This window comes from Sinomonas gamaensis (genome assembly GCF_005876955.1).
In the GTDB taxonomy this organism is placed as follows: Bacteria; Actinomycetota; Actinomycetes; order Actinomycetales; family Micrococcaceae; genus Sinomonas; species Sinomonas gamaensis.
The window spans coordinates 134,040-157,787 of the sequence record NZ_SSCL01000006.1; the positions used below are offsets into that span (position 1 = coordinate 134,040).

22 protein-coding genes are annotated in these 23,748 nt (G+C 67.4%); 12 read left to right on the forward strand and 10 right to left on the reverse strand.

The annotated features are described in order from the left end of the window. Positions 1-5: 5 nt before the first annotated feature. The 5 genes from E5679_RS20825 (at position 6) to E5679_RS10375 (ending at position 3,956) form a co-directional block, all read left to right on the forward strand. Positions 6-212, forward strand: coding sequence for a hypothetical protein (locus tag E5679_RS20825; protein WP_171042325.1), 207 nt, complete (start codon positions 6-8; stop codon positions 210-212). Next, a complete protein-coding gene (locus E5679_RS10360; protein ID WP_212746924.1) occupies positions 202-852 on the forward strand; it encodes a DUF6328 family protein in 651 nt (216 codons plus the stop codon). Before E5679_RS20825 ends, E5679_RS10360 begins: the two co-directional genes overlap by 11 nt. An 18-nt stretch (positions 853-870) precedes the next feature. After that, positions 871-2,370 carry an aminotransferase class I/II-fold pyridoxal phosphate-dependent enzyme gene (locus E5679_RS10365; protein WP_138415468.1) on the forward strand — a complete coding sequence of 500 codons (1,500 nt, stop codon included), beginning with the start codon at positions 871-873 and terminating at the stop codon, positions 2,368-2,370. 41 nt (positions 2,371-2,411) lie between these two features. Continuing rightward, positions 2,412-3,194, forward strand: a complete 783-nt coding sequence (locus E5679_RS10370) for an ANTAR domain-containing protein (protein WP_138415470.1) — start codon at positions 2,412-2,414, stop codon at positions 3,192-3,194. 405 nt (positions 3,195-3,599) lie between these two features. Further along, a complete protein-coding gene (locus tag E5679_RS10375) occupies positions 3,600-3,956 on the forward strand; it encodes an SPW repeat protein (protein WP_138415472.1) in 357 nt (118 codons plus the stop codon). A gap of 90 nt (positions 3,957-4,046) precedes the next feature. Here the strand turns inward: E5679_RS10375 and E5679_RS21585 are convergent, their stop codons facing one another. Together E5679_RS21585 and E5679_RS10385 are read right to left on the reverse strand one after the other, a co-directional pair. Beyond that, positions 4,047-4,589, reverse strand: coding sequence for an LssY C-terminal domain-containing protein (locus E5679_RS21585; RefSeq protein ID WP_138415474.1), 543 nt, complete (start codon positions 4,587-4,589; stop codon positions 4,047-4,049). A 319-nt stretch (positions 4,590-4,908) separates the two neighbouring features. Continuing rightward, the gene (locus E5679_RS10385) at positions 4,909-6,834 is read right to left on the reverse strand and encodes an alpha-amylase family glycosyl hydrolase (RefSeq protein ID WP_138415476.1); all 1,926 of its coding nucleotides are present in this window, start codon (positions 6,832-6,834) and stop codon (positions 4,909-4,911) included. Positions 6,835-7,034: 200 nt separating this feature from the next. On the opposite strand from E5679_RS10385, the gene E5679_RS10390 reads away from it, so the two are divergent. Further along, positions 7,035-9,290 (forward strand): LGFP repeat-containing protein, encoded by a 2,256-nt coding sequence (locus E5679_RS10390; RefSeq protein ID WP_171042326.1) that lies wholly within the window; start codon positions 7,035-7,037, stop codon positions 9,288-9,290. A 158-nt stretch (positions 9,291-9,448) separates the two neighbouring features. Here E5679_RS10390 and E5679_RS21240 read toward each other — a convergent pair whose 3' ends face one another. Further along, entirely contained in the window at positions 9,449-9,799 is a 351-nt protein-coding gene (locus E5679_RS21240; protein WP_249336067.1) for a hypothetical protein, read from the reverse strand. A gap of 40 nt (positions 9,800-9,839) precedes the next feature. On the opposite strand from E5679_RS21240, the gene E5679_RS21245 reads away from it, so the two are divergent. Together E5679_RS21245 and E5679_RS10400 are read left to right on the forward strand one after the other, a co-directional pair. Further along, on the forward strand, positions 9,840-10,079 hold the full coding sequence (locus E5679_RS21245) for a hypothetical protein (protein ID WP_249336068.1): 240 nt from the start codon (positions 9,840-9,842) through the stop codon (positions 10,077-10,079). Then, a complete protein-coding gene (locus tag E5679_RS10400) occupies positions 10,061-11,740 on the forward strand; it encodes a LamG-like jellyroll fold domain-containing protein (RefSeq protein WP_138415480.1) in 1,680 nt (559 codons plus the stop codon). The genes E5679_RS21245 and E5679_RS10400 overlap by 19 nt, the downstream gene beginning before the upstream one ends. 10 nt (positions 11,741-11,750) lie before the next feature. On the opposite strand, the gene E5679_RS10405 is transcribed toward E5679_RS10400, so the two are convergent. The 6 genes from E5679_RS10405 to E5679_RS10430 form a co-directional block, all read right to left on the reverse strand. Next, positions 11,751-12,038 (reverse strand): hypothetical protein, encoded by a 288-nt coding sequence (locus E5679_RS10405; protein WP_138415482.1) that lies wholly within the window; start codon positions 12,036-12,038, stop codon positions 11,751-11,753. A 232-nt stretch (positions 12,039-12,270) separates the two neighbouring features. Next, positions 12,271-13,032 (reverse strand): IclR family transcriptional regulator, encoded by a 762-nt coding sequence (locus E5679_RS10410; RefSeq protein WP_138415484.1) that lies wholly within the window; start codon positions 13,030-13,032, stop codon positions 12,271-12,273. Positions 13,033-13,072: 40 nt separating this feature from the next. Beyond that, positions 13,073-14,329 (reverse strand): M24 family metallopeptidase, encoded by a 1,257-nt coding sequence (locus tag E5679_RS10415; protein ID WP_138415486.1) that lies wholly within the window; start codon positions 14,327-14,329, stop codon positions 13,073-13,075. A 75-nt stretch (positions 14,330-14,404) separates the two neighbouring features. Continuing rightward, a complete protein-coding gene (locus E5679_RS10420; protein ID WP_138415488.1) occupies positions 14,405-15,742 on the reverse strand; it encodes an MFS transporter in 1,338 nt (445 codons plus the stop codon). Between the two features lie 76 nt (positions 15,743-15,818). Beyond that, positions 15,819-16,637 carry a creatininase gene (locus E5679_RS10425; protein ID WP_138415490.1) on the reverse strand — a complete coding sequence of 273 codons (819 nt, stop codon included), beginning with the start codon at positions 16,635-16,637 and terminating at the stop codon, positions 15,819-15,821. Further along, positions 16,634-18,142, reverse strand: coding sequence for a purine-cytosine permease family protein (locus E5679_RS10430; RefSeq protein WP_138415643.1), 1,509 nt, complete (start codon positions 18,140-18,142; stop codon positions 16,634-16,636). Before E5679_RS10430 ends, E5679_RS10425 begins: the two co-directional genes overlap by 4 nt. 159 nt (positions 18,143-18,301) lie before the next feature. Between E5679_RS10430 and E5679_RS10435 the strand changes: the two genes are divergently transcribed. Both E5679_RS10435 and E5679_RS10440 read left to right on the forward strand, forming a co-directional pair. Further along, positions 18,302-19,837, forward strand: a complete 1,536-nt coding sequence (locus E5679_RS10435) for a PucR family transcriptional regulator (protein WP_171042327.1) — start codon at positions 18,302-18,304, stop codon at positions 19,835-19,837. 2 nt (positions 19,838-19,839) lie between these two features. Continuing rightward, entirely contained in the window at positions 19,840-20,295 is a 456-nt protein-coding gene (locus E5679_RS10440; RefSeq protein ID WP_138415494.1) for a DUF2087 domain-containing protein, read from the forward strand. A 111-nt stretch (positions 20,296-20,406) separates the two neighbouring features. On the opposite strand, the gene E5679_RS10445 is transcribed toward E5679_RS10440, so the two are convergent. Beyond that, entirely contained in the window at positions 20,407-21,081 is a 675-nt protein-coding gene (locus E5679_RS10445) for a GntR family transcriptional regulator (RefSeq protein WP_138415496.1), read from the reverse strand. Between the two features lie 131 nt (positions 21,082-21,212). Between E5679_RS10445 and glyA the strand changes: the two genes are divergently transcribed. Together glyA and E5679_RS10455 are read left to right on the forward strand one after the other, a co-directional pair. Continuing rightward, on the forward strand, positions 21,213-22,520 hold the full coding sequence (gene glyA, locus E5679_RS10450; RefSeq protein ID WP_138415498.1) for a serine hydroxymethyltransferase: 1,308 nt from the start codon (positions 21,213-21,215) through the stop codon (positions 22,518-22,520). Continuing rightward, entirely contained in the window at positions 22,520-23,737 is a 1,218-nt protein-coding gene (locus E5679_RS10455) for a sarcosine oxidase subunit beta family protein (RefSeq protein ID WP_138415500.1), read from the forward strand. The genes glyA and E5679_RS10455 overlap by 1 nt, the downstream gene beginning before the upstream one ends. Positions 23,738-23,748: the final 11 nt, after the last annotated feature.

The window sequence follows — 23,748 nt, forward strand, 5'->3', positions numbered from 1 at the left end:
GACCGATGTCTGAGCGACTGAATGCTGAAACCGAGACGACGCTGCCTCCCGAGGAGCGGCCAGAGCCGTCGCCCGATCCTGTCCCCGGTCTGCCCCCGGAGCAGCCGGACCCCGGCCGCGGTCCCGACACCCCGCCCCGGGACCCGGATCCGGACAAGCAGTATCCGGACCCGACCAGTCCTCCGGAACCGTGGGGGATCGATGTCGCATGAGATCAACGGGGAGCGTGCCTACGCTGAGCCGAGCGACGACGAACGCCAGAACGGCCATCGTGGGGAGGCGCCCCGCGCCGTGCTCTACCACCGCCGCGAAACGTACGCGGAGAAGCTCGACCGGAACTGGGCCGAGATCCTGCAGGAGCTCCGCATCCTGCAGACCGGTCTTCAGCTGATCGCGGGCTTCCTGCTGACACTTCCGTTCCAGAACCGCTTCTCGTCGCTCGACGAATACCAGAGGGTGCTCTACCTGGTCATGGTGATCACGGCCTCGACCGCGCTTTCGGTGGTGCTCATGCCGCTGAGCGTGCATCGGCGGCTGTTCCGCCGGCAGGTCAAGAACAGGCTCGTCGCGAGCGGCGCATGGGCTGCCAAGGCAGGGTTGGGTCTGGCTGCCCTGCTCATCGTGGGCACCGCGTCCCTCATCTTCGACGTGGTCCTCGGCCGTTGGGAGGGCTGGGTGGTCGGCGGATGCCTTGCCGTCCTGTGCTCCGTGATGTTCCTTGTGGTCCCCGCGATCGTGGTGCGGACCCCGGAACCCGCGCTCCTTCCCGAGCCGGAATCCGTGCGGCGCGGACCGGACCAGCCGGAGGACGGCGTCGTCATCGAGGCGGGCACGAGCCCGCAGGACGACTGACCGGGCCGGGAGAACGGGATGGACCAGCGCGAGGCGCCGCTTCTCTCGGCCCTCGACGAGGACAAGGCGGGGGGCCGCTACGGCTTCACTCAGCCGGGCCACCGCTCGGGCCGCGGCATTGACGCCGAGACCCTCCGGATTGTCGGGGCCGAGGCGTTCCGCTCTGACGTGCTGGTGACCGGTGGCCTGGACGATCGCAAGTCCTCGCGTGGGCTCCTGTCGCGGGCGGAAGCGCTCATGGCCGAGGCAGTCGGCGCGGAGCAGGCCTTCTTTTCAACGGGTGGGAGCTCTCTCTCGGTCAAGGCCGCCATGCTGGCCGTCGCGGGAGGCAAGGGGCAGCTCCTGGTGAGCCGCGACGTCCACAAGTCGGTCGTTGCTGGGCTTGTCTTCGCCGGGCTCATGCCGAGGTGGGTGACGCCAATCTGGGACCCGAAGCGCCATCTGGCCCACCCGCCGTCGTCCGACGCCGTCGACGAGGCCTTCGCGCACTATCCTCGCGCGGCGGGCTGCCTCATCACGAGCCCGACTCCCTACGGGACGTGCGCGGACGTGGCCGCCATCGCGGAGGTGTGCCACCGCCACGGGAAGCCGTTGATCGTCGACGAGGCGTGGGGTGCCCACCTGCCGTTCCACGATGCCTTGCCCGGGAGTGCAATGCAGGCCGGGGCGGACGTCGCTGTGGTCAGCATCCACAAGATGGGCGCCGGCTTCGAGCAGGGCTCGGTGCTCCACCTGCAGGGTCAGCTCGTGGACAGACACCGGCTCGCAGCGTGCGCCGGCCTCCTGGGAACCACGAGCGTCAACGCGCTCATCCTCACGGCCATCGACGGGTGGCGGCGCACCATGGCCCTCGAGGGCAGACGCATCCTCGGAGGGGCCATTGATCTGGCCCGGAGGGTGCGCGAATCCATCGATGCGCTGGATGGCTTCGACGTCGTGGAGGACGAACTGCTGACGGTCGAGTCGTCCTCTGGGCTGGACCCACTGCAAGTCCTCGTGGACATCAGCGAGCTCGGCGTGAGCGGCTACGACGCGGGGGCTTGGCTGCGGGCCCATGAGGGCGTCGACCTGAACCTCTATGATCACCGCCACCTTCAGGCGAGCCTGTCCCCCGCGGACGACGACTCGACCACCGAGCGGCTCATCCGCTCGCTTGAGCGGCTCCGCGCGGCAGCCCCTCAGCTCCCTCGGCCCACGCCGATTCTGTTCCCCACCCCCGAGGAGCTCGAGCCGGAGCCGGCCATGCCGCCGCGGGAGGCATTCTTCTCCGAGGCGGAGGTCGTGGAGGCGAAGAATGCGGTGGGCCGAATCGCGGCCGAGCCCCTCACGCCCTGGCCGCCCGGGATGCCGATCGTGGTCCCCGGCGAGAACATCAATGAGGCAGTCGTGGACTACCTGCGCAGCGGCGTCGCCGCCGGGATGGTGGTCCCCGGCGCTGCCGACCACACCCTTGAACACATCCGTGTTGTTGCTCACACTCGCCTGCCGTGGGCCGATCAGAGGGCTCCGAGGATCTAAACCCGTGCTTCATAAGCGGCTTTTCCGGGTACCTCATAGATATGCAGGAGATCACGAGCCGCACCAGCCGCGGAGAGTCCGGGGCAGAGGCTCGGAGCGAGGCAGTGCCGAAGCTCGCCGAACTGTATCGCCTGCTCCTCGACCACCGATCGCTCGACGACGTGGCCCACGGCCTCGTCCGCTGGGCCTCGGACTTCCTCGCCGAGCATGAGCTCTCCTGCGGGATCGCGGTCCAGCGGCCGCGCCGGCCGATCCTGACGGCGGCCAGCGACGGCGCGACCGAGCAGCTCATGTCCGCTTGGCTTTCGCGCGAGGGGAGCCCCCTCCGGTCCGTCCTGTCCGAGTCCGTCTCGGTGATCGGGCCCGACGGCGATGGGCATCACTCGGGCGATGGGCACCACTCGGGCGATGGGCACCGCGAGACAGGGAGTCCCGGCGAACTTCTGATGGCTTTGCCGATTCGACTGGAGGACGAGGGCTCGGCGGCCCTCGTCCTTCTCGGCCAGGCCCCAGGCCCGGACACGCATTCCATCCTCGGCGCGGTGGGGGAGTGCCGGCGGGGCGTGGCATGGACGCTCCGCCTTGCCGCTCGCTACGCGCATCAGGCTGAGCTCGCCGAACACCGGGCGGCGGCGATGGAGAACCGGACCATCATCGACCTCGCCATCGGCGTGGTCATGGGACAGAACCGCTGCTCGCCCGAAGAGGCCTTCGAGATCCTCAAGCGCGCCTCCAACGCGCGGAACCGCAAACTCTCGGAAGTGGCCAAAGGCGTCGTCTCCAGCGTGACCTCCTCTGAGGTCGAGACCAAGTTCGACGTCTAACCCCTCCTCCGTTTCGGGTACACCAACTGACCTTCACCACCGTTTCGGGTGCACCAACTGACCCCCCCACCACCGTTTCGGGTACACCAACTGACCCCCACCCCCGTTTCGGGTACACCAACTGACACGCGCAGTGCAGGGAAGGGCGCCACGAGGCGTTAGGGTGCGCCGTTCGCGTACCCGAGACGGCCGGGGACGGCGGTTGGCGTACCCGAGACGGAGGGGGAAGCAGGGGGAATTCTGTGCCGATTCCGTGACTTTATGTGCCCTTTACAGCATGCGTTCTGCGGCGTCTACTGGAAGAGGCCAGCGGCTTCGGGCGCTCGGCGCGGAAGCACCGACCACCACCACTGACCGGCTCCCCCGGGAGTCCGGGGGCGGATAGATGGGAGGGAGTAACCCAATATGAAGAAGTGGATGCGCTGGGAAGACTACGTCGCAGGCATCTGCGGTCTCTACGCCGCACTGTCGGTCTTCTGGACCCGTCAGTCGTCTGCGTCGATGACTCTCATGCTCGTCTTCGGCATCCTGTTGATCGTCAGTGGCGTGCTGAATCTCGCGATGCCCGGTACTCCGTGGCTCGAGTATGTGCAGTGCGCACTGGGTGTCCTGCTGTTCATCTCGCCGTGGATCGGTGCCTACACCGACCATACGGGCGCAGCCTGGACCTCCTGGATCACAGGAATCATCGCCGCGGGTGTTACTGCTGCGGCCATCAAGCCGGCTATGGATGCGCATCACAGGATGATGCCTTCGCACTGACCGGTAGCGAATCCTCTCATCGGCCGCGGCGCCTCGGGTGCCGCGGCCGTTTCATGTCCAAGGCCCCAATTGTGACCGCGGTTTAAAGGCTCAATGGAGGGAAACGAGCTCAGCCCTTCCGTCGGTGAAGAACTCGTCTCCGCTGCCGTTGTGGCCCATCTGCGGTCCGGTGAGGGCAACGAAGTCATCGGGGTACCCAAGCGAGTTGATGATGAAAGCGCGTTCGGCATCGATATTGGGATCGATGTGATGGGTGGGCAGTTTCGCGGTTCCGGCGAGTTCGATGCCGTCATCGAAGCTGGCAGTGGCTTCCCAGATGGGTCGCCCGTCAAGGGCGGAATAGTCTGAGCGCCAAATCCGGATGTGTGCACTACGGCGGCGACAGCCACCACGAGAATCAGGATCTGGGCGTTCGCGAGCACGGTCACAGACGAGAAGAAGGAGGTTTCGCCGGCCGTGCGGACCGTTGGCATGAGGTTCGCGATGCGCCGGTCTACCTCGGTCAGCGGTCCGTGGGCGGCCACATTGATGGCGAGGCTGATGAAGTTCACGAGGGGAATGGCCGCAACAACCACCGTCCCGGTCAACCAGAGCCCGTCCGGGATGTCGGTTCGCAGGCGGTTCCTGAGCCATCGCACCCAGGGCGAGTCGCTGGTCCTGAATCGGACGACATACTCGTTCGACTCGAGGCCTGTCCACGCCGAGACGCCCAACGAGCGGAGCATCACCGACGGCTTCGACAGAGCGCGCGCGACGGCGTAGACGAACACCGCGAGGAACACGACTTCGAGGAAGATCGCGGCGAGGAACAGCATGGGTGAAACGAACAGCGAGAGCGTCTTGACCGCGTAGAAGCAGGCCACGATGAGCACGAGGGCCACCACCGCGAGCAGCAGATGCGCGCCCGCCCCCCGCCCTCGGGGGCGCGAGTTCTGGGGGTGCTGGCTGCCTCTCAGCCGCGGTACTTCGTCCGCAGCCACACGAACTCCTGCGGACCCAGCGTGAGCCCGTCGGCGAGTTCCACCGGGCGCTCGCTGAGGAGGTCGACGGCGTCACCTGCCAACCCGCTCAACGTCGCCGAGGCGACGTGCTGGGGAGCGTCGGAGAAGTTCGCGAGAACGAGGACGAGGCCGCCGTCGTCGTCCGGGTCACCCAGTCGCTGGTAGCCGAGCACGTGCGCGTTGTTCGTGTGGAAGCCGACGAGCCGGTTGCCCTCGAATTCGGGCGTCTGGGCGCGCGCGGAGAGCAGTCGCCGCAGGCCCTCGTAGATCTGCCCCTCCGGCGTTTCGGGGTCGTGCCGCCTCGCGTAGCGTTCCGCGGGGTAGTGCGGGCGGTGCACCCATCGGCTGTCAGCCTCGTGGCCGGGCTCGTCTGCGTAGCCGTAGTCGTTGAGCTGCCCGACTTCGTCCCCGAGATAGATGAGCGGAATGCCTCCCGTGCTGATGGCTATCGAGTGCACCAGCAGGATGCGCCGAATCGCCTCGGGGGAGCCATCCTCGAGGCCGCACAGGGACGCCGTCGTGCCGGAGATCCGGCAGTCGCCGGTGCGGGGGTTGTCCTGGAAGGCGACTCCGCGCGCGAAGCTCCCTGGGAAGCGGTTCACGTAGAACGAGTTGAGGAATCGGCGGTGGTCAAAGCCGTTGATGCCGAATTCGGCGGCGTCCTCGTCGGCGAACGTCCACCCGATGTCGTCGTGGCTGCGGACGTAATTGACCCATGCGGTCCCCGGCGGGAGGTTGTGGCGACGCTCGAGGGCCTGCGAGAGCAGGCGTGCGTCGCGCGTAGCGAGCGCCTCCCATGTGAGCGCCATCTCGAGCGGGTTGTAGGAGAGCTGGCATTCGGCCGGATTGATGTACTGCACCACCTCGTCGGGGTGCACGATCGCCTCGGACTTGAACAGGAGCGACGGCGCCGCGATGCGGCAGACCGCATTGAAGGCGCGCAGGAGCTCGTGGGCTTGGGGGAGGCTCTCACAGGACGTGCCCAATTGCTTCCAAATGAAGGCGACGGCGTCCATGCGGAGGATCTCGACGCCTTGGTTCGCGAGGAACAGCATTTCGCGGGCCATCGCCCGGAAGACCGCGGGGTTCGAATAGTTGAGGTCCCATTGGAAGGTATGGAACGTGGCCCATACCCAGCGCCCGTCGGGGATTTGCACAAATGAGCCCGGGTGGTCCTCAGGGAAGATCTCGCGGACCGTCTTCTCGTAGGCATCCGGCATGGTCCGGTCGGGGAAGATCCAGTAGTAGTCCGAGAATTCGGGGTCACCGGCGGCGGCCTTCTGGGCCCATTCGTGTTCGTTCGACGTGTGATTGAAGATGAAGTCGACCACAAGGCTGATTCCGCGCTCGCGGAGCTCTGACGCGACCTCCCGCAGCTGCTCCATGGTGCCGAGCCGCGGATTGACTTCCCGATAGCTTGACACCGCATAGCCCCCGTCCGAATTGGGCTCGGGCGCGAGGAAAAGCGGCATGAGGTGCAGGTAGGTCAGGCCGAGTTCCTCGAAGGAGGGGAATCGCTCGCGCAGGCCTTCGAGATCGCCGGCGTACCGATCCACGTAGCAGACTCCGCCCAGCATGGTGCCGGCTTGGAACCAGTCGGGGTCGGCAAGCCGTCGCGCATCCAGGGCCTTGAGTTCCGCTGGCCGATCCTGCCACGAGCGCGCGCATTCCACGACGAGCGCGCCGAGCTGGTCGAGCCAATCCTCGCGGTCGCGGTAGAGCGAGTGGAAGAGCCGCGCAAGATCGGGGAAATGCAGGTCGAAACGCAGCCCGAAGTCTTCCCACGCTGTTCCCTCGCGATCAAGCCCCGCCTCGGCATCAAGCGCCGCGAGGACGTGTCGCCGAGCTGCTTCCTCGGGGCTGGCCTTATCCTGCACGTGACTCCCCTCATCTGGACTGTCGCCCCCACGGTAGTGGGCTTCCGACGCGGAAGGGAGATGTTAACTCAGAACGTCGTGTTCAATAACGATTTCCCTTCAGGTCTTTCTTCTGGTTGTCAAGAAGCCGGTAACATTGACGGAGACTGTGTCAACTTCGAGAGGACCTGGATATGCGGAAGTCGTCATCTGGGAGTGCCGTGCGACGAGCGCGCGGGGGTGTCATTTCCGTGCTCGCCGCCGCGGTAGTCGCCGCCGCTCCGACGACGACGGCGATCGCCGCTCCCGCAAGCGTCACCGCTCCCGCCGTGGTCCAGCCGGCGATGGGGCTGGGCCAGCGGACCGCGCAGATCGGGGTCACCCTGGTGACCGTCAAGACGACCGATCAGCCGAACGCGACGTACGATGTGACGGGCCTTCAGAACAACCTCCAGTCGGCGAACAGCTATTGGCAGACTGTCTCCGCCAATCACATTTCGCTCGCCTTGGACCGCACGGTGGACGGGATGTCGATCAACCTGTCCTCGACTGCAGATTTCTCGTCGATCGTGAATGCGGTCGCGACGAACCTGAAGTGGGTCGACCAGGCCAACAAGGTGCTGATGGTCGTCATCCCGAATGCGAACGTCTCGGTGAGCGGCTTTTCTGGGGCGCTGGGGGTTACTTGGATGCTGGGCAGCGAGAACGGGCGGATCGTTCTGGCTCAGCCGTCCAATTTCACCGGTCCCGTGATGACGCACGAACTCGGCCACGTCCAAGGCCTCGGCCACGCCAACACCCTCCAATGCACGGACGGGGCGATGGATTCCCAAATCGTGGGGAGCGGATTCGCCGACGGCGCGTGCTCGTCCCGCGAATACGGCGACAACAACAGCATCATGGGCATTTCCCAGTGGAATCAGCCCTATCTCGACGCGTATCAGTTCGACTACGGCGGATACGGCAACCTGAACGAGATCCGCAATGTGGGCGCCGCGGGAGGGGCCGCGACGTACACGCTCTCTCCCTGGGCGGGCAGCGGAGCCAGCCGCGCGGTGAAATTCACCGATCCCTCGACTGGCGAGGTCTATTACCTCCAGCTCAAGTCCCCGGTCGGCTATGACGCCCCGACAGCCGTCAACGGCAATCTGGGAGTCCAGATCATCAAGAGCGACATCAATGTGTCGGAGTCGCTTCTGATCCCGCCGAGCACTGTCCCCTATTCGGGCTATTACTCATCGAATCTCTCCTGGCAGGCAGGCCAGACGTTTACGACCGATGGCGGCACCCAGATCAAGGTCAATTCCGTCTCGTCGTCCTCTGCGAGTGTGACGGTGACCGCTATTTCAGCGGTGATCGGCCCGCAGATGGACTCGAAGGCCCAGCAGTGGGGTCTGGGCTCGGCAACGAGCGCGATTACCGCGATCCGCAACGGCGGCTACTACCGGAATTACCAGGGCGGCGCGGTGATCTGGACCCCGGCGAACGGCGCCATGGTCTCGCGCGGTGCGATCCGCTCCCGCTGGGCGACGCTCGGATTCGAGAACGGCGTGCTCGGTTATCCGACGACCGACGAGGTCGGAGGCCTTCGCAACGGCGGCGTCTACCAGAACTACGAGGGCGGGGCCATCATCTGGTCGCCGGACACGGGGGCGCATTCCTCCACCGGAGCGATCAGGCAGCGCTGGCAGCAGCTCGGCTTCGAGGCCGGCGTCCTCGGCTACCCGACGACCGAGACCATCGGCGGCCTCCGCAACGGGGGCTCGTACCAGAACTACGAGAACGGGGCGATCATCTCCTCGCCCACAGCCGGGACGCACGAGTCCTACGGGGCGATGCGCGCGCGTTGGCAGCAGCTCGGCTTTGAGACGGGTGTCCTCGGCTACCCGACCACCAACGTGGTGAGTGGCATCAAGAACGGCGGTTCGTACCAGAACTACGAGGGCGGGGCGATCGTTTCGTCGCCGACGGCGGGCACGTTCGAATCGTACGGCGCGATCCGGCAGGAGTGGCAGCTGCTCGGCTTCGAAGCAGGGGTGCTGGGCTACCCGACGTCGCCCATCGTGGGCGGCATCAAGAACGGCGGCTCGTACCAGAACTACGAGAACGGTGCGATCGTCTCCTCGCCCACCGCAGGCACCCACGAATCCTTCGGTCCGATGCGGCAGGTCTGGAAGTCGATGGGCTTCGAGACCGGGGTTCTTGGCTACCCGACCACGGACATCGTCACCGGCATCAAGAACGGCGGCAGCTACCAGAATTACGAGGGCGGAGCCATCATCTGGTCCTCGGCGACTGGCGCGCATTCCTCCTACGGTCCGATCCGTCAGGCGTGGCAGTCCACGGGTTTCGAGTCCGGCAGGCTCGGCTACCCGACGAGCGAGGTGTACACGGTCCCGAATGGCACCGCGCAGGATTTCCAGGGCGGCAAGATCGTCTACAGCAATGGCACGGCCACGATCACTTACTCCTCCTGATTCCTCCCTTTCCAAACGGGGTCCCGGCCAGAAGGCCGGGGCCCCGTTTTCTTGCTGGCATGACGCTTTCTTGTTGACTTGACAAATTCCTTCCTCATAGGATCGGCATAATGTTTCTGGTCGGAAACAGCATGGGGGACGGCGCGCGGAGGCTCGCGTCAGGAAGGCTTCGACTTGACACATAATGTGAAGCGGCGTGCTCGAATGGCCGCACTATGGGGGGTATTTGCTTCGCTGGTCCTGGCCGGGTCCATGAGTCCCGCCGTGGCCGCATTTACGGCGTCGATTACGAACTCGGCGAACACCGCCGGATCGGGCACCATCTCATTGCGGGAGTCCTCGGGGAGTTCGGTCTGCAGTTCCACGGATGGCGGCGGCATTTCGACAAACAGCGCCACGTGTTCCACGATCAACAAATACGGCGGCGACCTTGCAATGCTGCCGGGAGACTCCACCTCCACTACGGTGACGCTCACGAACACGGGATCCGCATTGATCTCAGCGTTCACGCTGACTCCCGGAACCTGCACTCAATCCGCGAATGGCTCAGTGAGCGGGTCGGCGACCGATTTCTGCTCGAAACTTCAACTGCAGATTGTCTCGGGCGCCACGACGGTCTTTTCGGGAACCGCTGATTCCTTCTCGTCGGCATCAGCGATTTCGCTCGTGCCGCTGAACGCGGGCGATTCCCAGAGCTACACCTTCACGGTGACCCTGAATTCCACCGCGGACAACACCTATCAGGGCCTTAAAGCGTCACAGCCCATCACTTGGTCGGCCTCAAGCTGATTCGTCTGCTGAGCGCCGCCGCGGCCTTTCTTCTCCTGAGCGGCGCTGTCCTGTTCTCCTTTTCGGGCGGCCGGTGGTTCGATATCCGCACGCCCTCCATGGGGGAGGCGGCACCCGTCGGATCGCTGGTCCTGACGAGCCGCGTCCAGAGTCTCGACGACGTCCGCGCGGGAGACATCATCGCGTACGACGACGGCGGCACCGGACGGGTCGTGACCCACCGGGTCGTCGCCGTCGGCTCAGGCTCCGTCACCACGCGGGGCGACATCAACGGAGCAGACGACCCGCACCCGGTGGCGCCTGAGCAGATCCTCGGGAAGGCGACCGCCGTCGTCGTCGGCGCCGGGTGGCTCCTGCGCGCCGCTCCGCTCCTCGCCTGCGCCAGCATTGGGCTCGCGCTCTTGGCCGCCCGCGTGAAGGACTGGCTCCACCGGCGCGCGGTGTGGGTCGTCGGCGAGAGCCTCGCGGCGGCCGTCGTCATCCTCGTGCTGCGGCCGCTTGTGGGTGTCCAGGAGGTGACCCGGAGCCCGGGTGCGGGCGGCGTCACCATGACCTTCGTGTCCACCGGGTTGCTGCCCGTCCGCATCTCGGCGGACTCGGGGGCCCACGCCGACCTCGTCGCGGGGCAGCTCGGCACCGTGGAGTCGACGGCGGCGCGTTCCGACGGGCGTTTCTGGTTTGTGCCTGCGCTCCACCTGGACTGGGGCGGGTGGACCCTGATACTGCTCGCGGCCTCGATGCCCACGCTCCTCCTGCTGTGGTGGGGCCGGGCCTACGCGGCGAGGGCTGCGGACGCGGGTCCGCGGAGCAACTCCCGCACGCTGCTCGGCGCGCTGGTCGTCGTGCTCGTGGCGGTCGGCACGGGGATGGGGCTCGGTTCCGGGGCTTCCTTCGCCGCGCAGGTGACGACGACGGCGAACACCGCCGGGGCGCGCACCTTCTTCAGCTGCCGGGCGGCAGAAAGCGGTACGGCCGGGGTGTTCGTTGCCTACGCGATGGGCACCTCGAGTTCCAGCGAAGCCGACCTCTCCGGCCATGGGTTCACGGGCTCCTACTCCCTCGCTCCCACGACGTCGGCGAGCAAGGGCTGCCTGCGGGACCAGCCACCGGCGTCGGTTCGCTTCGACGGGCTCACCACCTGCCTCAACACCCCGGACGCCGCCCTCCAGACCAGCCCCAACGTGTTCACCCTCGAAGCCTGGTTCGCCACCACCTCCGCAGGGAACGGGAAGATCATCGGCTTCTCGAACGCCCACGGCGTGCTCGGCCTGTCCTACGATCGCCACCTCTACCTCGATCCAGCGGGTCGGATAGTCTTCGGCGTCAATGCCGGCGGCCCGAAGATCGCGGCGTCACCCGCCGGCACGTCGTTCGCCGACGGCGCCTGGCACCACGCCGTCGCGACGCTCTCGCCCAACGGAATGCGGCTCTATGCCGACGGCGTGCTCGTCGCCTCGAACCCGGCCGTCACTGCGGGGCAGAGCTACTCCGGCTACTGGCAGATGGGGTGCGGCGCCCTCGGAGGTTGGGTGACGGGATCGGGCTCGCCCTACCTGTTGCCGCCGAGCTTCTTCAACGGCCTGATCCAGTACGCCGCGGTCTACTCCACGGCACTCACACCGGCGCAGGTGGCTGAGCACTATCTGGCCGGAGCCCCCTGAGTGGGGCGGGCTAGTGCGGGAGCGGGCGCGGCGGCCTACGGCGCCGGGCGGGCGGGCGGACCGCGGGCTCCTCGGTGGCCGTCGCCACCGGCTCCCGTTCGCGCCGTTCCTTTTCGCGCTGGCGTGCCTGCCGGGCGCGCCGAACAGCAGCGGCAAGGAGAGCGACGAGTGCGTAGGGAATCGACAGCACACCGCCGGTGAGGAAGACGGCCGCGATGACGACAAGGCCGACCGCCAGCAACCCAAGAATCAAGGTCCCGAACAGGACCCCCGCGTCGATGATCTCCGACGCTGACATGGCTGCCTCCGTGCTCCCCGCACACGCTCAAATTGTCCGACGACCACCGCGAACGGGGCCGTCGCCTCCATGATGCCCCGGCAGAGGGGCGTTGGGGAGAGGTGACGCGCCGATCGATGTCGCCTTGTTATCGAGCGCGTGCTCGTTGCGCCGTCACCTTTGCAAGGTGCGGGCGACGGCGGGCGGCTGGAACCCGGCGGACGTGACGGCGCAAACGGGGGGGGCCGACCGCTCAGCCGGACGAGGACGCCGTCCCCCCGAGCCTTTGCGTCACCTCGGCCGCGGCCTCCGCACAGGATTTGCCGAGGAACGCGACGTCCTCCGTGGAGACGCGGAAGCGGGGCGCCGAGATGAGCACGGCGGCGACGACGTCGCCCCTGTGGTCGTGCACGGGCGCCGCCACCCCGACTTCCTCGGGCGACGTCTCGCCGTAGTTCACGGCGTATCCGCGTTCGCGCGCCTCGGCGAGTCGGCCCGCGTAAGCCGCGGTTCCGCCGTCGACCTTTGAACCGTCCGGAGCGGCTGCGAGCACTTCGCGCAGGCGCTCGGATTCCTCGGACGCGAGGAAAACCTGCACGGACGCGGACAGCGCCGTCCCGTATCGGGTCCCGAGCGTCGAGGTGTGCTTGACCTGGTGGCGGCTCGGGATCTGTTCGACGGAAACGGCCTCGCTCCCGTTCCACACGAGGAGCGCGCTGGTTTCCCCGGTGCGCTCGGCGAGGTCGCGCAGCACGGGGTAGGCGACGCGTCGAACGTCGAGTTCCGCGAGCAGCGGGCCGGCGATCCCGATGATGCCGAGACCGAGCCGGAACCGCCGCGTCGGCTCGTCCCGCTCCACCAAGCCCTCGGTCTCGAGGATCGCGAGGATCCTCGAGACCGAGCTCTTGTGCAGGCCCACGCGGGCGGCGATGTCCGTGACGCCGAGCAGCGGCTCGTCCACGCTGAAGCAGCGCAGGACTGCTACGGCGTTCGAGATCGGAGAAGGGGCGCTCATGGACTCCACCCTAGAGGGCTAGCGGTATGACCCGGGGCGATCAGGCCTCGATGATGTTGTGCTCCGGGCCGAAGCCGAACTTCGTGATGTTCTCGGCACCGTCCTCGCCGACCACGAGGATGTCGTGCTCGCGGTAGCCGCCCGCGCCCGGCTGACCCTCGGCCACCGTGATCATCGGCTCCATGGAGACGACCATGCCCGGCTCGAGCACCGTCTCGATGTCCTCGCGCAGCTCGAGGCCGGCTTCGCGCCCGTAGTAGTGCGAGAGGACGCCGAACGAGTGGCCGTAACCGAAGGTGCGGTTCGGAAGCAGGCCGTAGCCGACGTAGATCTCGTTGAGCTCGGCCGCGATGTCCTTGCAGACCGCACCGGGCTTGATGAGCTCGAGCCCGCGGCGGTGCACCTCCACGTTGATCTCCCAGAGCTCGAGCGAGCGGGCGTCGGGCTGGCCCAGGAACATCGTGCGCTCGAGGGCGGTGTAGTAGCCCGAGGTCATGGGGAAGCAGTTGAGCGAGAGGATGTCGCCCTTCTGCAGTTTCCGGGTCGTGGCCCAGTTGTGCGCGCCGTCGGTGTTGATGCCGGACTGGAACCAGACCCACGTGTCGCGGATCTCGGAGTCGGGGAACGTGCGGGCGATCTCGTGGACCATCGCCTCAGTGCCGATGAGCGCGACCTCGTACTCGGAGATGCCCTCGCGGATCGCCGCCTTGATGGCCTCGCCGCCGAGGTCGCCGATGCGCGCACCGTGCTTGATGACCTCGATTTCCTCCGCCGACTTGATCATGCGCTGGCGCATGGCCGCCTGCGAGACGTCGATGAGGGCGGCACCCGGGAACGCCGCGGCGATCCGCTCGCGCTGGAGCTGTGGGACGGTGTCGTCCTCGATGCCGAGGCGCTTAGCGGTGATGCCACGCTGGCGCAGCGCTTCCTGCAGCCCGAAGAAGAAGTTGTCCCGCCGCCAGTCCGTGTAGACGATGTTCTCGCCGTAGCTGCGGCGCCAGGGCATGCCGGCGTCGATGTTCGCCGTGATCGTGACCTGGTCGTCGGGAGTGACGACGAGGGCGTACGAGCGGCCGAAGTACGTGAAGAGGAAGTCGGAGTAGTACTTGATGCTCTGGTATGAGGTGAGGACGACGGCGTCCAGTTCCTTCTCCACCATGATCTGGCGGAGCCCCGCGAGGCGTCGCTCGAACTCGGCGTCCGAGAATGTGAGCGGCTGCTTCTCGCCGTTGTGCAGGACCTTGAGGCGCTCGAGCTCGGCGACGGATGTCACGGCGGGGGTGATGTCGATGGACATGGTTCTCCTTAATAAGGGGGTTGTGATTGCGTGAGGGAAAGCTAGATGGCCAGGGGCTTTATTTGGCCAGGGGCTCTATTTGGCCAGAGGTGTCCGATACGTCTCCTTCGCGCACAGCACCGCGATGAGGGAGACGATCGACGCGGCCACGAGGTACCAAGCAGGAGCGAGCTTCGTGTGCAGGACCCCGATGAGCAGCGTGGCCACGAACGGGGCGGTGCCGCCGAAGATCGCGTTCGCGAGGTTGAAGCTCACCGCGAACCCCGAGTAGCGGATCCGCGTGGGGAAGAGCTCGGCCAGGAAGCTCGGCAGCGTCCCGTCGTTGAGGGTCAGCATTCCGCCGAGGAAGATCTCGACGAGCAGGATCACGGCGAAGTTGCCGGTGTCGAGGAGCATGAACGCCGGGACGGTGAGCGCGATGAACAGCACCGAGGCGGTGATGAGCACGCGCTTGCGGCCGAAGCGGTCTGAGGCAAGGCCCGTGAGGAAGATGAACCCGATGTACGTCACGAGCGCGATCGTCGTGGCGATGAACGATTCGGTGGCGCCGAACCCGAGCTCGGTGGAGAGGTACGTGGGCATGTACGAGAGGATCACGTAGAACCCGACGGCGTTCAGCAGCACCGCGCCGACGGCAAGCACGAGCGAGCGCCAGTGCCGCGCGAACATGTCCTTGACCGGTGCGTGGTCCACCTTGTCTTCCTTGGCGAGTTCCCGGAACGCGGGCGTGTCCTCGAGCCTGGTCCGGATGTACCGGCCGATGAGTCCCATCGGTGCCGCGAGCAGGAACGGGAGGCGCCAGCCCCAGTCGGCCATCTGCTGGTCGTTGAGGACCAGCGACAGCACCGCCGCGAGCAGCGACCCGAGGAGGAGCCCCGCCGCCGTCGACGCGGGGACGACGGCGGCATACATGCCGCGGCGATTCGCCGGCGCGTATTCGACGAGGAACGCCGAGGCGCCGGCGTATTCGCCTGCGGCCGAGAAGCCCTGGATGACGCGGATGACGAGCAGGATGATCGGAGCCCCGACGCCGATGAGGCTGTACGACGGGATGAGCGCGATGCAGAACGTCGCGCCGCTCATGATCAGGATCGACAGGGAGAGGGCCGTTCGCCGCCCCAGCCGATCGCCGATGTGCCCCCAGACGAAGCCGCCGAGCGGGCGGACGAAGAACGAGATCGCGAAGACCGCGAACGTCGCGAGCAGCGCCGTCTGCTTGTCGGACTCGGGGAAGAAGGCCGCCGCGATCGTCGAGGCGAGGTACCCGTAGACGGCGTAGTCGAACCACTCGACGAAGTTTCCGATGAAGCTGCCCCACAGCACGCGGCGGCGGGCGTCCTTGCCGAGGCCGCTGGGGGTGCTGGAGGAGGAGTCGGGTGTCACGGGGGCCAGAGAAGAGTTGTCAGTGCTCATGGGAACCACCAGGGGAATTTGGGGTTGCAGTTACCGCAACGCTGTTGCACCAGAATAGGAGTGGGCTGGGTCACGGTCAAGAACTTGTCGCGATCAATGCAACATTGTTGCGTTCAAGTGCAAAGGCCTCCTCCACCGCTTGGGCAAGGGCCGCCGTCGTCCGCTCCATCAGGAGCTGCCCAGCGCCCTCGGAAGCTCGCGCTGCCGAGGAGAGGCAGCCCGAAGCGGGAGTGAGCTCGGACCGGACGGGCAGGAGGTCGTAACGCGGCAGGTCGGCCGGCGGGAGGTCCATGACGCGGGAGAGATCCACGAGTTCCGGGTGGAGGTGGAGCATGAGCGACGTCTCGAGGACCCCGCCGTGCTCCACGTCCCAGCCCGGGAACGAGCCCTCGTAGATCTCGTCGATCGTCCCCTGATCCACGAAGTCCCAATACGAGAGCAGCATCGCTTCGAGCCTCTGGCTCGTGGAGGATCTGCCGCGGAAGGAGAGCTCCGCCGTCGCCAGCTCTACCCCCTCGTAGAGGAACTGGTAGTTCTCGAAGTGGCCGTTCACGAACACGAGGCGCTCGGCGCCGTGCCGTGCGAACTCGTGGGTGAGGGTGCGGGCGATCGAGATCATCGTCGTCGCATCCAGACTCGTCGTCCCGCCGAGATGGTTGCCGCCGCCGGAGCGCTGCTGGGACTTGTAGCCGTAGAGGATCGGGGCCGCCACGAGGCCGCCGACCGCCTCGGCCAGCCGGGCGCTCATCGCCCGGGCGAGCATGACGTCTGTAGTGAGCGGGAGGTGTGGGCCGTGCTGCTCGACCGAGCCGACGGGCACGATGACCAGCCGGTTCCCGGAGGCCAGACGCTCGCGATAGGTGAAGGCGTCGAGGTCTTCCATGAACACGCTCATGACGCGCTCTGTGCCGAAGAGGCTGCGGGGGCTGCAGTGGCCGAGGGTGCCGAGGACACCATGAGCGGGGTGTCGTGTTCCGTCCGGGAACGGAACCGGCGGTAGCCGAGGCCGAAGTAGACCGCGGCCGAGGTGAGGGTCCCCGCGAGCCACGAGAGGTCCACGCCGCCCATCGCCGTGGCGACCGGGCCCTGGAAGACCGGCAGTGTGCCGTACATGAACATCCAGGTCATGACCAGGCCGGCGCCGAAAGCGATGAGGGCCGAGGAGTTGATCGCCTTGAGCCGCGTATCGCGGGGACTGAGGAAGAGGTAGGCGTAGTCGCTGTGCTTGCGCTCGAAGACGAAGTAGTGGACCGCCATGATGCCGCCCCAGGTGGCGACCCAGGCCACGATGGTGCCGAGCCAGTTGTCGAGGAGCGTCGCGAAGTCCTCGGCGAAGAGGAAGAGGACGACGGCGGCCATCGAGAGGCAGCCGACCAGCACCGAGAGCTTCTTCCGGGAGATCCGGATGTCCAGCGCCTGGGTGGCCACGCCGAAGGTGTACAGGTTGATGATGTTGGTTGCGATGGGGCCGTGGATGACGAGCAGGATGACCGGGACCGCGAGGACGCCGAAGCTCTTGACCACGAGCTCGCCCGGGTCCGCTGTGCCGTTCATCGTGGCGAGGCTTGCGCCGAGGAGGCCGAGCCACACCACGGGAAGGAACTGGCCGAGCACGGAGGCGAGGTAGAGCTTCGCCTTCGGGATGCTCTTCGAGACGAAGCGGGAGTAGTCGGGGGCGTAGGTGAACCAGCCGATGCCCCAGCCGATGCCGATCACGGTCATGATGCCGGACATCGCGGCGATGCGGTCTTCGCCCGTGAGGATGTGGCCCGGCGCGCCCTGATAGCCCCAGTCGATGGGGAGCTGCGTCCATGCGATGACAGACATCGCCACGAGGACGAGGAGGGTGGGCGGCATGGTGATCCGCTCGAACTTCGCGATCGCGCCGTAGCCCCGATAGCAGATGGCCACCTGGATGCTCATGATGACGGCGGCCACGATGACACGCCAGACGAGGTTCTGCTGGGTGGGGTCCACCCAGCCGAGCTGGCCGAACAGCGCCATGACGAGGTCGAGAATGACCCACGTGTTGACGGCCGACCAGCCGACGGCGACGATCGCCTGGATCGCGGCGGGGAGGTACGCGCCGCGACGGCCGAAGGCGCCGCGGGCGAGGAGCATGCCGGTCGCGCCGGTCTTCTGTCCGAGGAGGACGAAGAAGCCGAAGCCGAGCATGCCGATCACGTTGCCGATGACGAGCACGGTCATGGTGTCGCCGAGGCCGAGGCCGAGTTGGATGCCGAGGGCCCCGAGGATCCAGTTGATCGGGGCGACGTTCGCGCCGGCCCAGATCCAGAACTGCCCCGACACCTTCGTCGTGCGGGCGGATTCCGGGATGGGCTGCAGGACATCTTCGACGCTGTGCGTTGCGCTCTCGGAGCGCTGCGGGTCGAGGCTCATGATTGCTGCTTTCTCGAGGGCGGGAGGGTGGGACATGGTGGGGAGGTCAGCCGGCTCATTCCAGAGTAGATGTGGTGCCGGGCACACCCTAGACTCGATCCGTCACCCCTCGGCCAACTGTGGGGCGACAGTCTGTCACTCGAATCAACGGAGGCTCCCATGTCCCTCCCCCTCGACGAAGTCCTCGCGAGTGAGCCGCTGAGCTTCGGCGACCCGGTCGTCGTCGCGGGTTCCGCCTCCGTGCCGGGCCGCGCCGTGCGCTGGGTCCATTCGAGCGAGGTCGTGCAGATCGCGCCGCTGCTGCGAGGCGGCGAGCTCCTGCTCTCGGGCGGCCAGGCTTTCCTCGGGCTCCGCCCGGGAGCCCAGCTCGAGTACGTGCGAAGCCTGGCGGAACGGGCGGTCGCAGGAGTGGCGATCGAGACGGCGGGGGGCCGCCTGCTCTCGGCCGAGGTCGTGGCCGCCGCGGACGAGATCGGGCTCCCGCTCGTCGAGCTGCGCAGGGTCGTGCCGTTCGTGGAGGTCGCGGAGGCCGTGAACCGCCGCATCGTGTCCCGCCAAGTCGAGGCGCTGCAGGCCGCCGACGCGCTGTCCCAACGGCTTGCCGAGCGGATGGCCATCTCGGGCTCCGCGCTGCGGCCCATCCTCGAGCTCACCGCGGAATCCTTCGGGGACGCCGTGGTCGCCGTCGCCGTCGTCGACCCAGAGCTGGGCGTCGTGGAGGCGGTGGGCGAGCCGTTGGCCGTCGACGGCGGTGCGGCCAGCGCTGCAGTGGCGAGCGTGGGCCTGAGCGTGGGCGGCATCGACGTCGCCCGCCTCGAGCTGCACGGAGCGCCCGACGCCGACGTGTCGCTGCTCGAGACGGTCGCCCAGCGAATCCGGGGCATCGTGGCGCTTGCCCTCGCGCAACGCCACAGGCCAAGCCTGACGCGGATGGCGGACGAGGCCCTCATGCGCATGGTGGTTGCCGGGGGCGGGGGCGACCAGCTGCTCGAGCTCGCGGAAGCGTCGGGCCTCACGCCCGACTCCCCGGTCGCCGTCGCCCTCTTTCGCGCCTCGGGCGCCCAGCCTCAGGCGGGCATCGAGCGCGCGCTGCGAGCTCGCGCCAGTGCCGCCGCGCCGAGGGTGCGCCTCCACACAGAGGGGGATTCCGTCGTCGCGCTCGTCGAGTTCGCCGCCGGGCGCTGCGCCGCCCAGCGGGCCGAACTTGTCGCGGCTCTCCGCGGCGACTTCGCGCGGACTGGGACGGTCGGAGCGATCGGCCCGACGGCGACGTCCATCCGCGGCGCGTCGCGCTCGCTCGCCGAGGCGCGGACCACCCTGCGCCTGGGGCGCGCCTCGAAATGGGACTACTCGGTCTACGACAGCGCCGATTTCGTGGTGGAACGGTTCGCCGAACGGGAGCTGAGCCGCGACGCGTCGGAGGCGTTCGTGCAGGAGGCGCTCGGGCCGCTCCTCGACCTCGAACAGCGTCGCGGCGGGGAACTCGTCCGAACGCTCGACGTCTGGATCACCGCCGGCTGCAACACCGCCGAGGCAGCGCGAGTGCTCTTCCTCGAGCGGCAAAGCCTCCACAAGCGGCTCGCCCGCATCTTCGACGCCCTCGGCGGCGACCCGCGCGGGACGGGGCAACTCGGCGCACTTGCCTTCGCGGTCAAACTCGCGCGGGGCAACGCGCAGCTGCAGGAAAGGACCTGACCATGGAGCCTCAGCTCATCCAGTTGCTGGCCGCCTTGGCGAACGGGCGCTCGCGGGCCCGCTTCGCCCAGATTTCACTGGGAGGGCACGACGGCGTTCCCTCCGATGAGCGGCTGGATCGCCTCCTGCTCACGGCCGGCGTGCTCAGGCAGCCCTCCGAGGGGCGCGTAGCGGTCGACGACGGCGCCATCCGCTCGCTGCTCGACGCGGTCCGCGCCGCCCGGCCGCCGAAGCCGGAGGGCAAGCTCGATCTGCTGCCCCGTCAGCGGCGGCCGCTCCTCGACGTGCTGCGGTCCCTCGGGACCGAGCTGCTCGAGCCCGGCGAGGAGGTCGCCGAGAAGGAGGTCAACGCGCGGTTGGCCGATCGGGTCGAGGATGTCCCGCGCGTCCGGCGCGCGCTGGTCGACGAGGGGATTCTCGGCCGGGAGCGGGACGGCAGCCGCTACTGGCTCGCGTGAGCTCGCGTTCCTTCCGGACCCGGGCCCGGGCCCCGGAATTGTCGGTTTTTTGCGGGTCGGTGACGCCTTCACCCGCAGAAGACCAACAATTGCGCGACGGGAGGGGCCCGGCTACAGGACCGAGCGGACCGCCTTCTCGAAGCCGGACACGTGCTCAAGGGCCAGCTGCGCGGCCTTCTCGGCATCGCCATCGGCAATCGCCTCGAGCAGCGAAGTGTGCTCGGAGATGTGGCTGACCACGGGAGGAAGCCGGTCCAGAACGAGGCACCAGATGCGGGTGGCGAGGTTGTCGTAGCGGATCAGGACGTCCTCGAGGTGGGCGTTCCCACAGGCACGGTAGATGAGCTTGTGCACGGAGAGGTCGAGGCGCATGAGCTCGGTCTGGTCGCTGGTGTCGGCGTCGAGGACGCTGATCTCCTTGGCCTTCTGGCGAATCTCGGCGCGCAGCTGAGCGCTCGCGTTCTCCGCGGCGCGGCGCGCGGCCAGCGGTTCGAGGAGCTCGCGGATCTCGGAGATCGCGGCGAGTTCGGTGATGTCGACGACGGTCGCAAACGTCCCGCGGCGCGGGTAGGAGACCACGAGATGGTCCGTCTCGAGGCGCTTGAGGGCCTCGCGGACCGGGGTGCGTCCCACGCCGAGGTCTTGGGCGAGCTGGCCGTCGTTGATGGGCTCGCCCGGTCGGATCTCGAGCATGATGAGCCGATCCTTGAGCAGCTGATAGGCCTGCTCGGCCAGCGAGACGGCTCCGCCCGGCTCCGCCGTAGCGAGTGTTCCGTTCACTGTCATCTGCCGAATCCCTTCTCCCGCCAGCACGGTTGACTTGCACTGTGGCTTCAATCATACTCGTGATCAGGCTTTGATATATCAGTCTCATACTAGTTCCCTCATCCAAACCCCTGAACGTAGAGGAGGACGGCGTGATTGACGTCCTGACCCGCTCGCTCGCCGAGACAGATCCGGCCGTGAAGGCCGCCATCGACGAGGAGCTCAAGCGCCAGCAGAGCACGCTCGAGATGATCGCGTCCGAGAACTTCGCCCCGACCGCCGTCATGGAGGCGCAGGGCTCGGTTCTCACGAACAAGTACGCGGAGGGCTACCCCGGCAAGCGCTACTACGGGGGCTGCGAGAACGTCGACGTCATCGAGCAGCTCGCGATCGATCGTGTGAAGTCGCTGTTCGGTGCCGAGTTCGCGAACGTCCAGCCCCACTCGGGCGCGCAGGCGAACGCCGCGGCGATGTTCGCGCTGCTCCAGCCTGGCGACACCATCCTCGGCCTCTCGCTCGCCCACGGCGGCCACCTGACCCACGGCATGAAGATCAACTTCTCGGGCCGGCTGTACAAGGTCGTGCCCTACGAGGTGAGCCGGGAGAGCCTGCTCATCGACATGGCCGAGGTGGAGCGCCTCGCGCTCGAGCACCAGCCGAAGCTCATCGTGGCCGGCTGGTCCGCCTACTCCCGTCAGCTCGACTTCGCCGAATTCCGCCGGATCGCGGACCTCGTGGGCGCGTACCTCATGGTGGACATGGCCCACTTCGCCGGCCTGGTCGCCGCCGGCCTCCACCCGAACCCGGTGCCGCATGCGGACATCGTGACGACGACGACGCACAAGACCCTGGGCGGTCCGCGCGGCGGGGTGATCCTCACCAACAGCCCCGAGATCGCCAAGAAGGTCAACTCCTCGGTCTTCCCTGGCCAGCAGGGCGGCCCGCTCGAGCACGTGATCGCGGGCAAGGCCGTCGCGTTCAAGCTGGCGGGCGAGCCGGCGTTCCGCGAGCGGCAGGAGCGCACGCTCCAGGGCGCGCGCATCATCGCCGAGCGGCTGCTCCAGGACGACGTCGCGGCCGGCGGCGTCTCCGTGGTCAACGGCGGGACGGACGTGCACCTCGTGCTCGTGGACCTGCGCAATTCCAATCTCGACGGCCAGCAGGGTGAGGACCGCCTCCACCGGATGGGGATCACCGTGAACCGGAACGCGGTGCCGTTCGACCCGCGCCCGCCGATGGTCTCCTCGGGCCTGCGAATCGGAACGCCGGCCCTCGCGACCCGCGGCTTCGGCGAGACCGAGTTCCGTGAGGTCGCGGACATCATCGCCACCGCGCTGAAGCCCGGCTTCGACGACGAGGTCGCCAACTCGCTCCGCGCACGGGTCCAGCTCCTGGCGGACAAGCACCCCCTGTACCCCAACCTGACACCGTCTCTTACCGACTCGAACGGAGCCCAGTGATGGCGGACCTTCTCCCCGAACACCCGGACTTCCTCTGGCGCAACCCGGACCCGAAGCCCTCCTATGACGCCGTGATCGTCGGCGGCGGCGGCCACGGCCTCGCTACTGCGTACTACCTCGCCAAGAACCACGGCATGACCAACATCGCGGTGCTCGAGCGCGGCTGGCTCGCGGGCGGCAACATGGCCCGCAACACCACCATCATTCGCTCCAATTACCTGTGGGACGAGTCGGCTGCGATCTACGAGCACTCCCTCAAGCTCTGGGAGGAGCTCCCCGAGGAGCTCGAGTACGACTTCCTGTTCAGCCAGCGCGGCGTGCTCAACCTCGCGCACACGCTCCAGGACGTGCGCGAATCTGTTCGCCGTGTGAGCGCGAACAAGCTCAACGGCGTCGACGCGGAATGGCTCGACGTGGACCAGGTCAAGGAAGTCTGCCCGATCCTGAACACGAGCGACAAGATCCGCTACCCCGTTCTCGGCGGCACGTTCCAACCGCGCGCGGGCATCGCGAAGCACGATCACGTCGCGTGGGCCTTCGCCCGCAAGGCTGACGAGCTCGGCGTGGACCTCATCCAGAACTGCGAGGTCACCGGCTTCGTCAAGGACGGCAACCGCGTGGTCGGAGTCCAGACGAACCGCGGCACCATCAATGCCGGGAAGGTCGCGCTCTGCGCGGCCGGCCACTCGAGCGTCCTTGCGAAGATGGCCGGCTTCGACCTGCCGATCCAGTCGCACCCGCTCCAGGCGCTCGTCTCCGAGCTCCACGAAATCGTCCACCCGACGGTCGTGATGTCCAATCACGTGCACGTGTACGTCTCCCAGGCGCACAAGGGCGAGCTCGTGATGGGCGCAGGCATCGACTCGTACAACGGCTATGGCCAGCGCGGCGCGTTCCACGTGATCGAGGAGCAGATGGCCGCGGCCGTGGAGCTCTTCCCGATCTTCGCCCGGGCGCACCTGCTGCGCACCTGGGGCGGCATCGTCGACGTCACCATGGACGCCTCTCCCGTGGTGGGCAAGGCGCCGGTCGAGAACATGTACGTCAACTGCGGTTGGGGCACAGGCGGGTTCAAGGGAACCCCGGGCGCCGGCTGGACGATGGCGCACACGATCGCCAACGACGAGCCGCATCCGCTCAACGCCCCCTTCGCCCTCGAGCGCTTCGTCACGGGAGCCCTCATCGACGAGCACGGCGCTGCCGCCGTCGCCCACTGAGCCTAGAGATA

What these genes read in the sequence shown, in the direction of transcription:
- E5679_RS20825 (WP_171042325.1), top strand. Translation starts at nt 6, where the DNA reads ATGTCTGAGCGACTGAATGCTGAAACCGAGACGACGCTGCCTCCCGAG.
- E5679_RS10360 (WP_212746924.1), top strand. Translation starts at nt 202, where the DNA reads ATGTCGCATGAGATCAACGGGGAGCGTGCCTACGCTGAGCCGAGCGAC.
- E5679_RS10365 (WP_138415468.1), top strand. Translation starts at nt 871, where the DNA reads ATGGACCAGCGCGAGGCGCCGCTTCTCTCGGCCCTCGACGAGGACAAG.
- E5679_RS10370 (WP_138415470.1), top strand. Translation starts at nt 2,412, where the DNA reads ATGCAGGAGATCACGAGCCGCACCAGCCGCGGAGAGTCCGGGGCAGAG.
- E5679_RS10375 (WP_138415472.1), top strand. Translation starts at nt 3,600, where the DNA reads ATGAAGAAGTGGATGCGCTGGGAAGACTACGTCGCAGGCATCTGCGGT.
- E5679_RS21585 (WP_138415474.1), bottom strand. Translation starts at nt 4,589, where the DNA reads ATGGCTCAGGAACCGCCTGCGAACCGACATCCCGGACGGGCTCTGGTT.
- E5679_RS10405 (WP_138415482.1), bottom strand. Translation starts at nt 12,038, where the DNA reads ATGTCAGCGTCGGAGATCATCGACGCGGGGGTCCTGTTCGGGACCTTG.
- E5679_RS10410 (WP_138415484.1), bottom strand. Translation starts at nt 13,032, where the DNA reads ATGAGCGCCCCTTCTCCGATCTCGAACGCCGTAGCAGTCCTGCGCTGC.
- E5679_RS10415 (WP_138415486.1), bottom strand. Translation starts at nt 14,329, where the DNA reads ATGTCCATCGACATCACCCCCGCCGTGACATCCGTCGCCGAGCTCGAG.
- E5679_RS10420 (WP_138415488.1), bottom strand. Translation starts at nt 15,742, where the DNA reads ATGAGCACTGACAACTCTTCTCTGGCCCCCGTGACACCCGACTCCTCC.
- E5679_RS10425 (WP_138415490.1), bottom strand. Translation starts at nt 16,637, where the DNA reads ATGAGCGTGTTCATGGAAGACCTCGACGCCTTCACCTATCGCGAGCGT.
- E5679_RS10430 (WP_138415643.1), bottom strand. Translation starts at nt 18,142, where the DNA reads ATGAGCCTCGACCCGCAGCGCTCCGAGAGCGCAACGCACAGCGTCGAA.
- E5679_RS10435 (WP_171042327.1), top strand. Translation starts at nt 18,302, where the DNA reads ATGTCCCTCCCCCTCGACGAAGTCCTCGCGAGTGAGCCGCTGAGCTTC.
- E5679_RS10440 (WP_138415494.1), top strand. Translation starts at nt 19,840, where the DNA reads ATGGAGCCTCAGCTCATCCAGTTGCTGGCCGCCTTGGCGAACGGGCGC.
- E5679_RS10445 (WP_138415496.1), bottom strand. Translation starts at nt 21,081, where the DNA reads ATGACAGTGAACGGAACACTCGCTACGGCGGAGCCGGGCGGAGCCGTC.
- E5679_RS10455 (WP_138415500.1), top strand. Translation starts at nt 22,520, where the DNA reads ATGGCGGACCTTCTCCCCGAACACCCGGACTTCCTCTGGCGCAACCCG.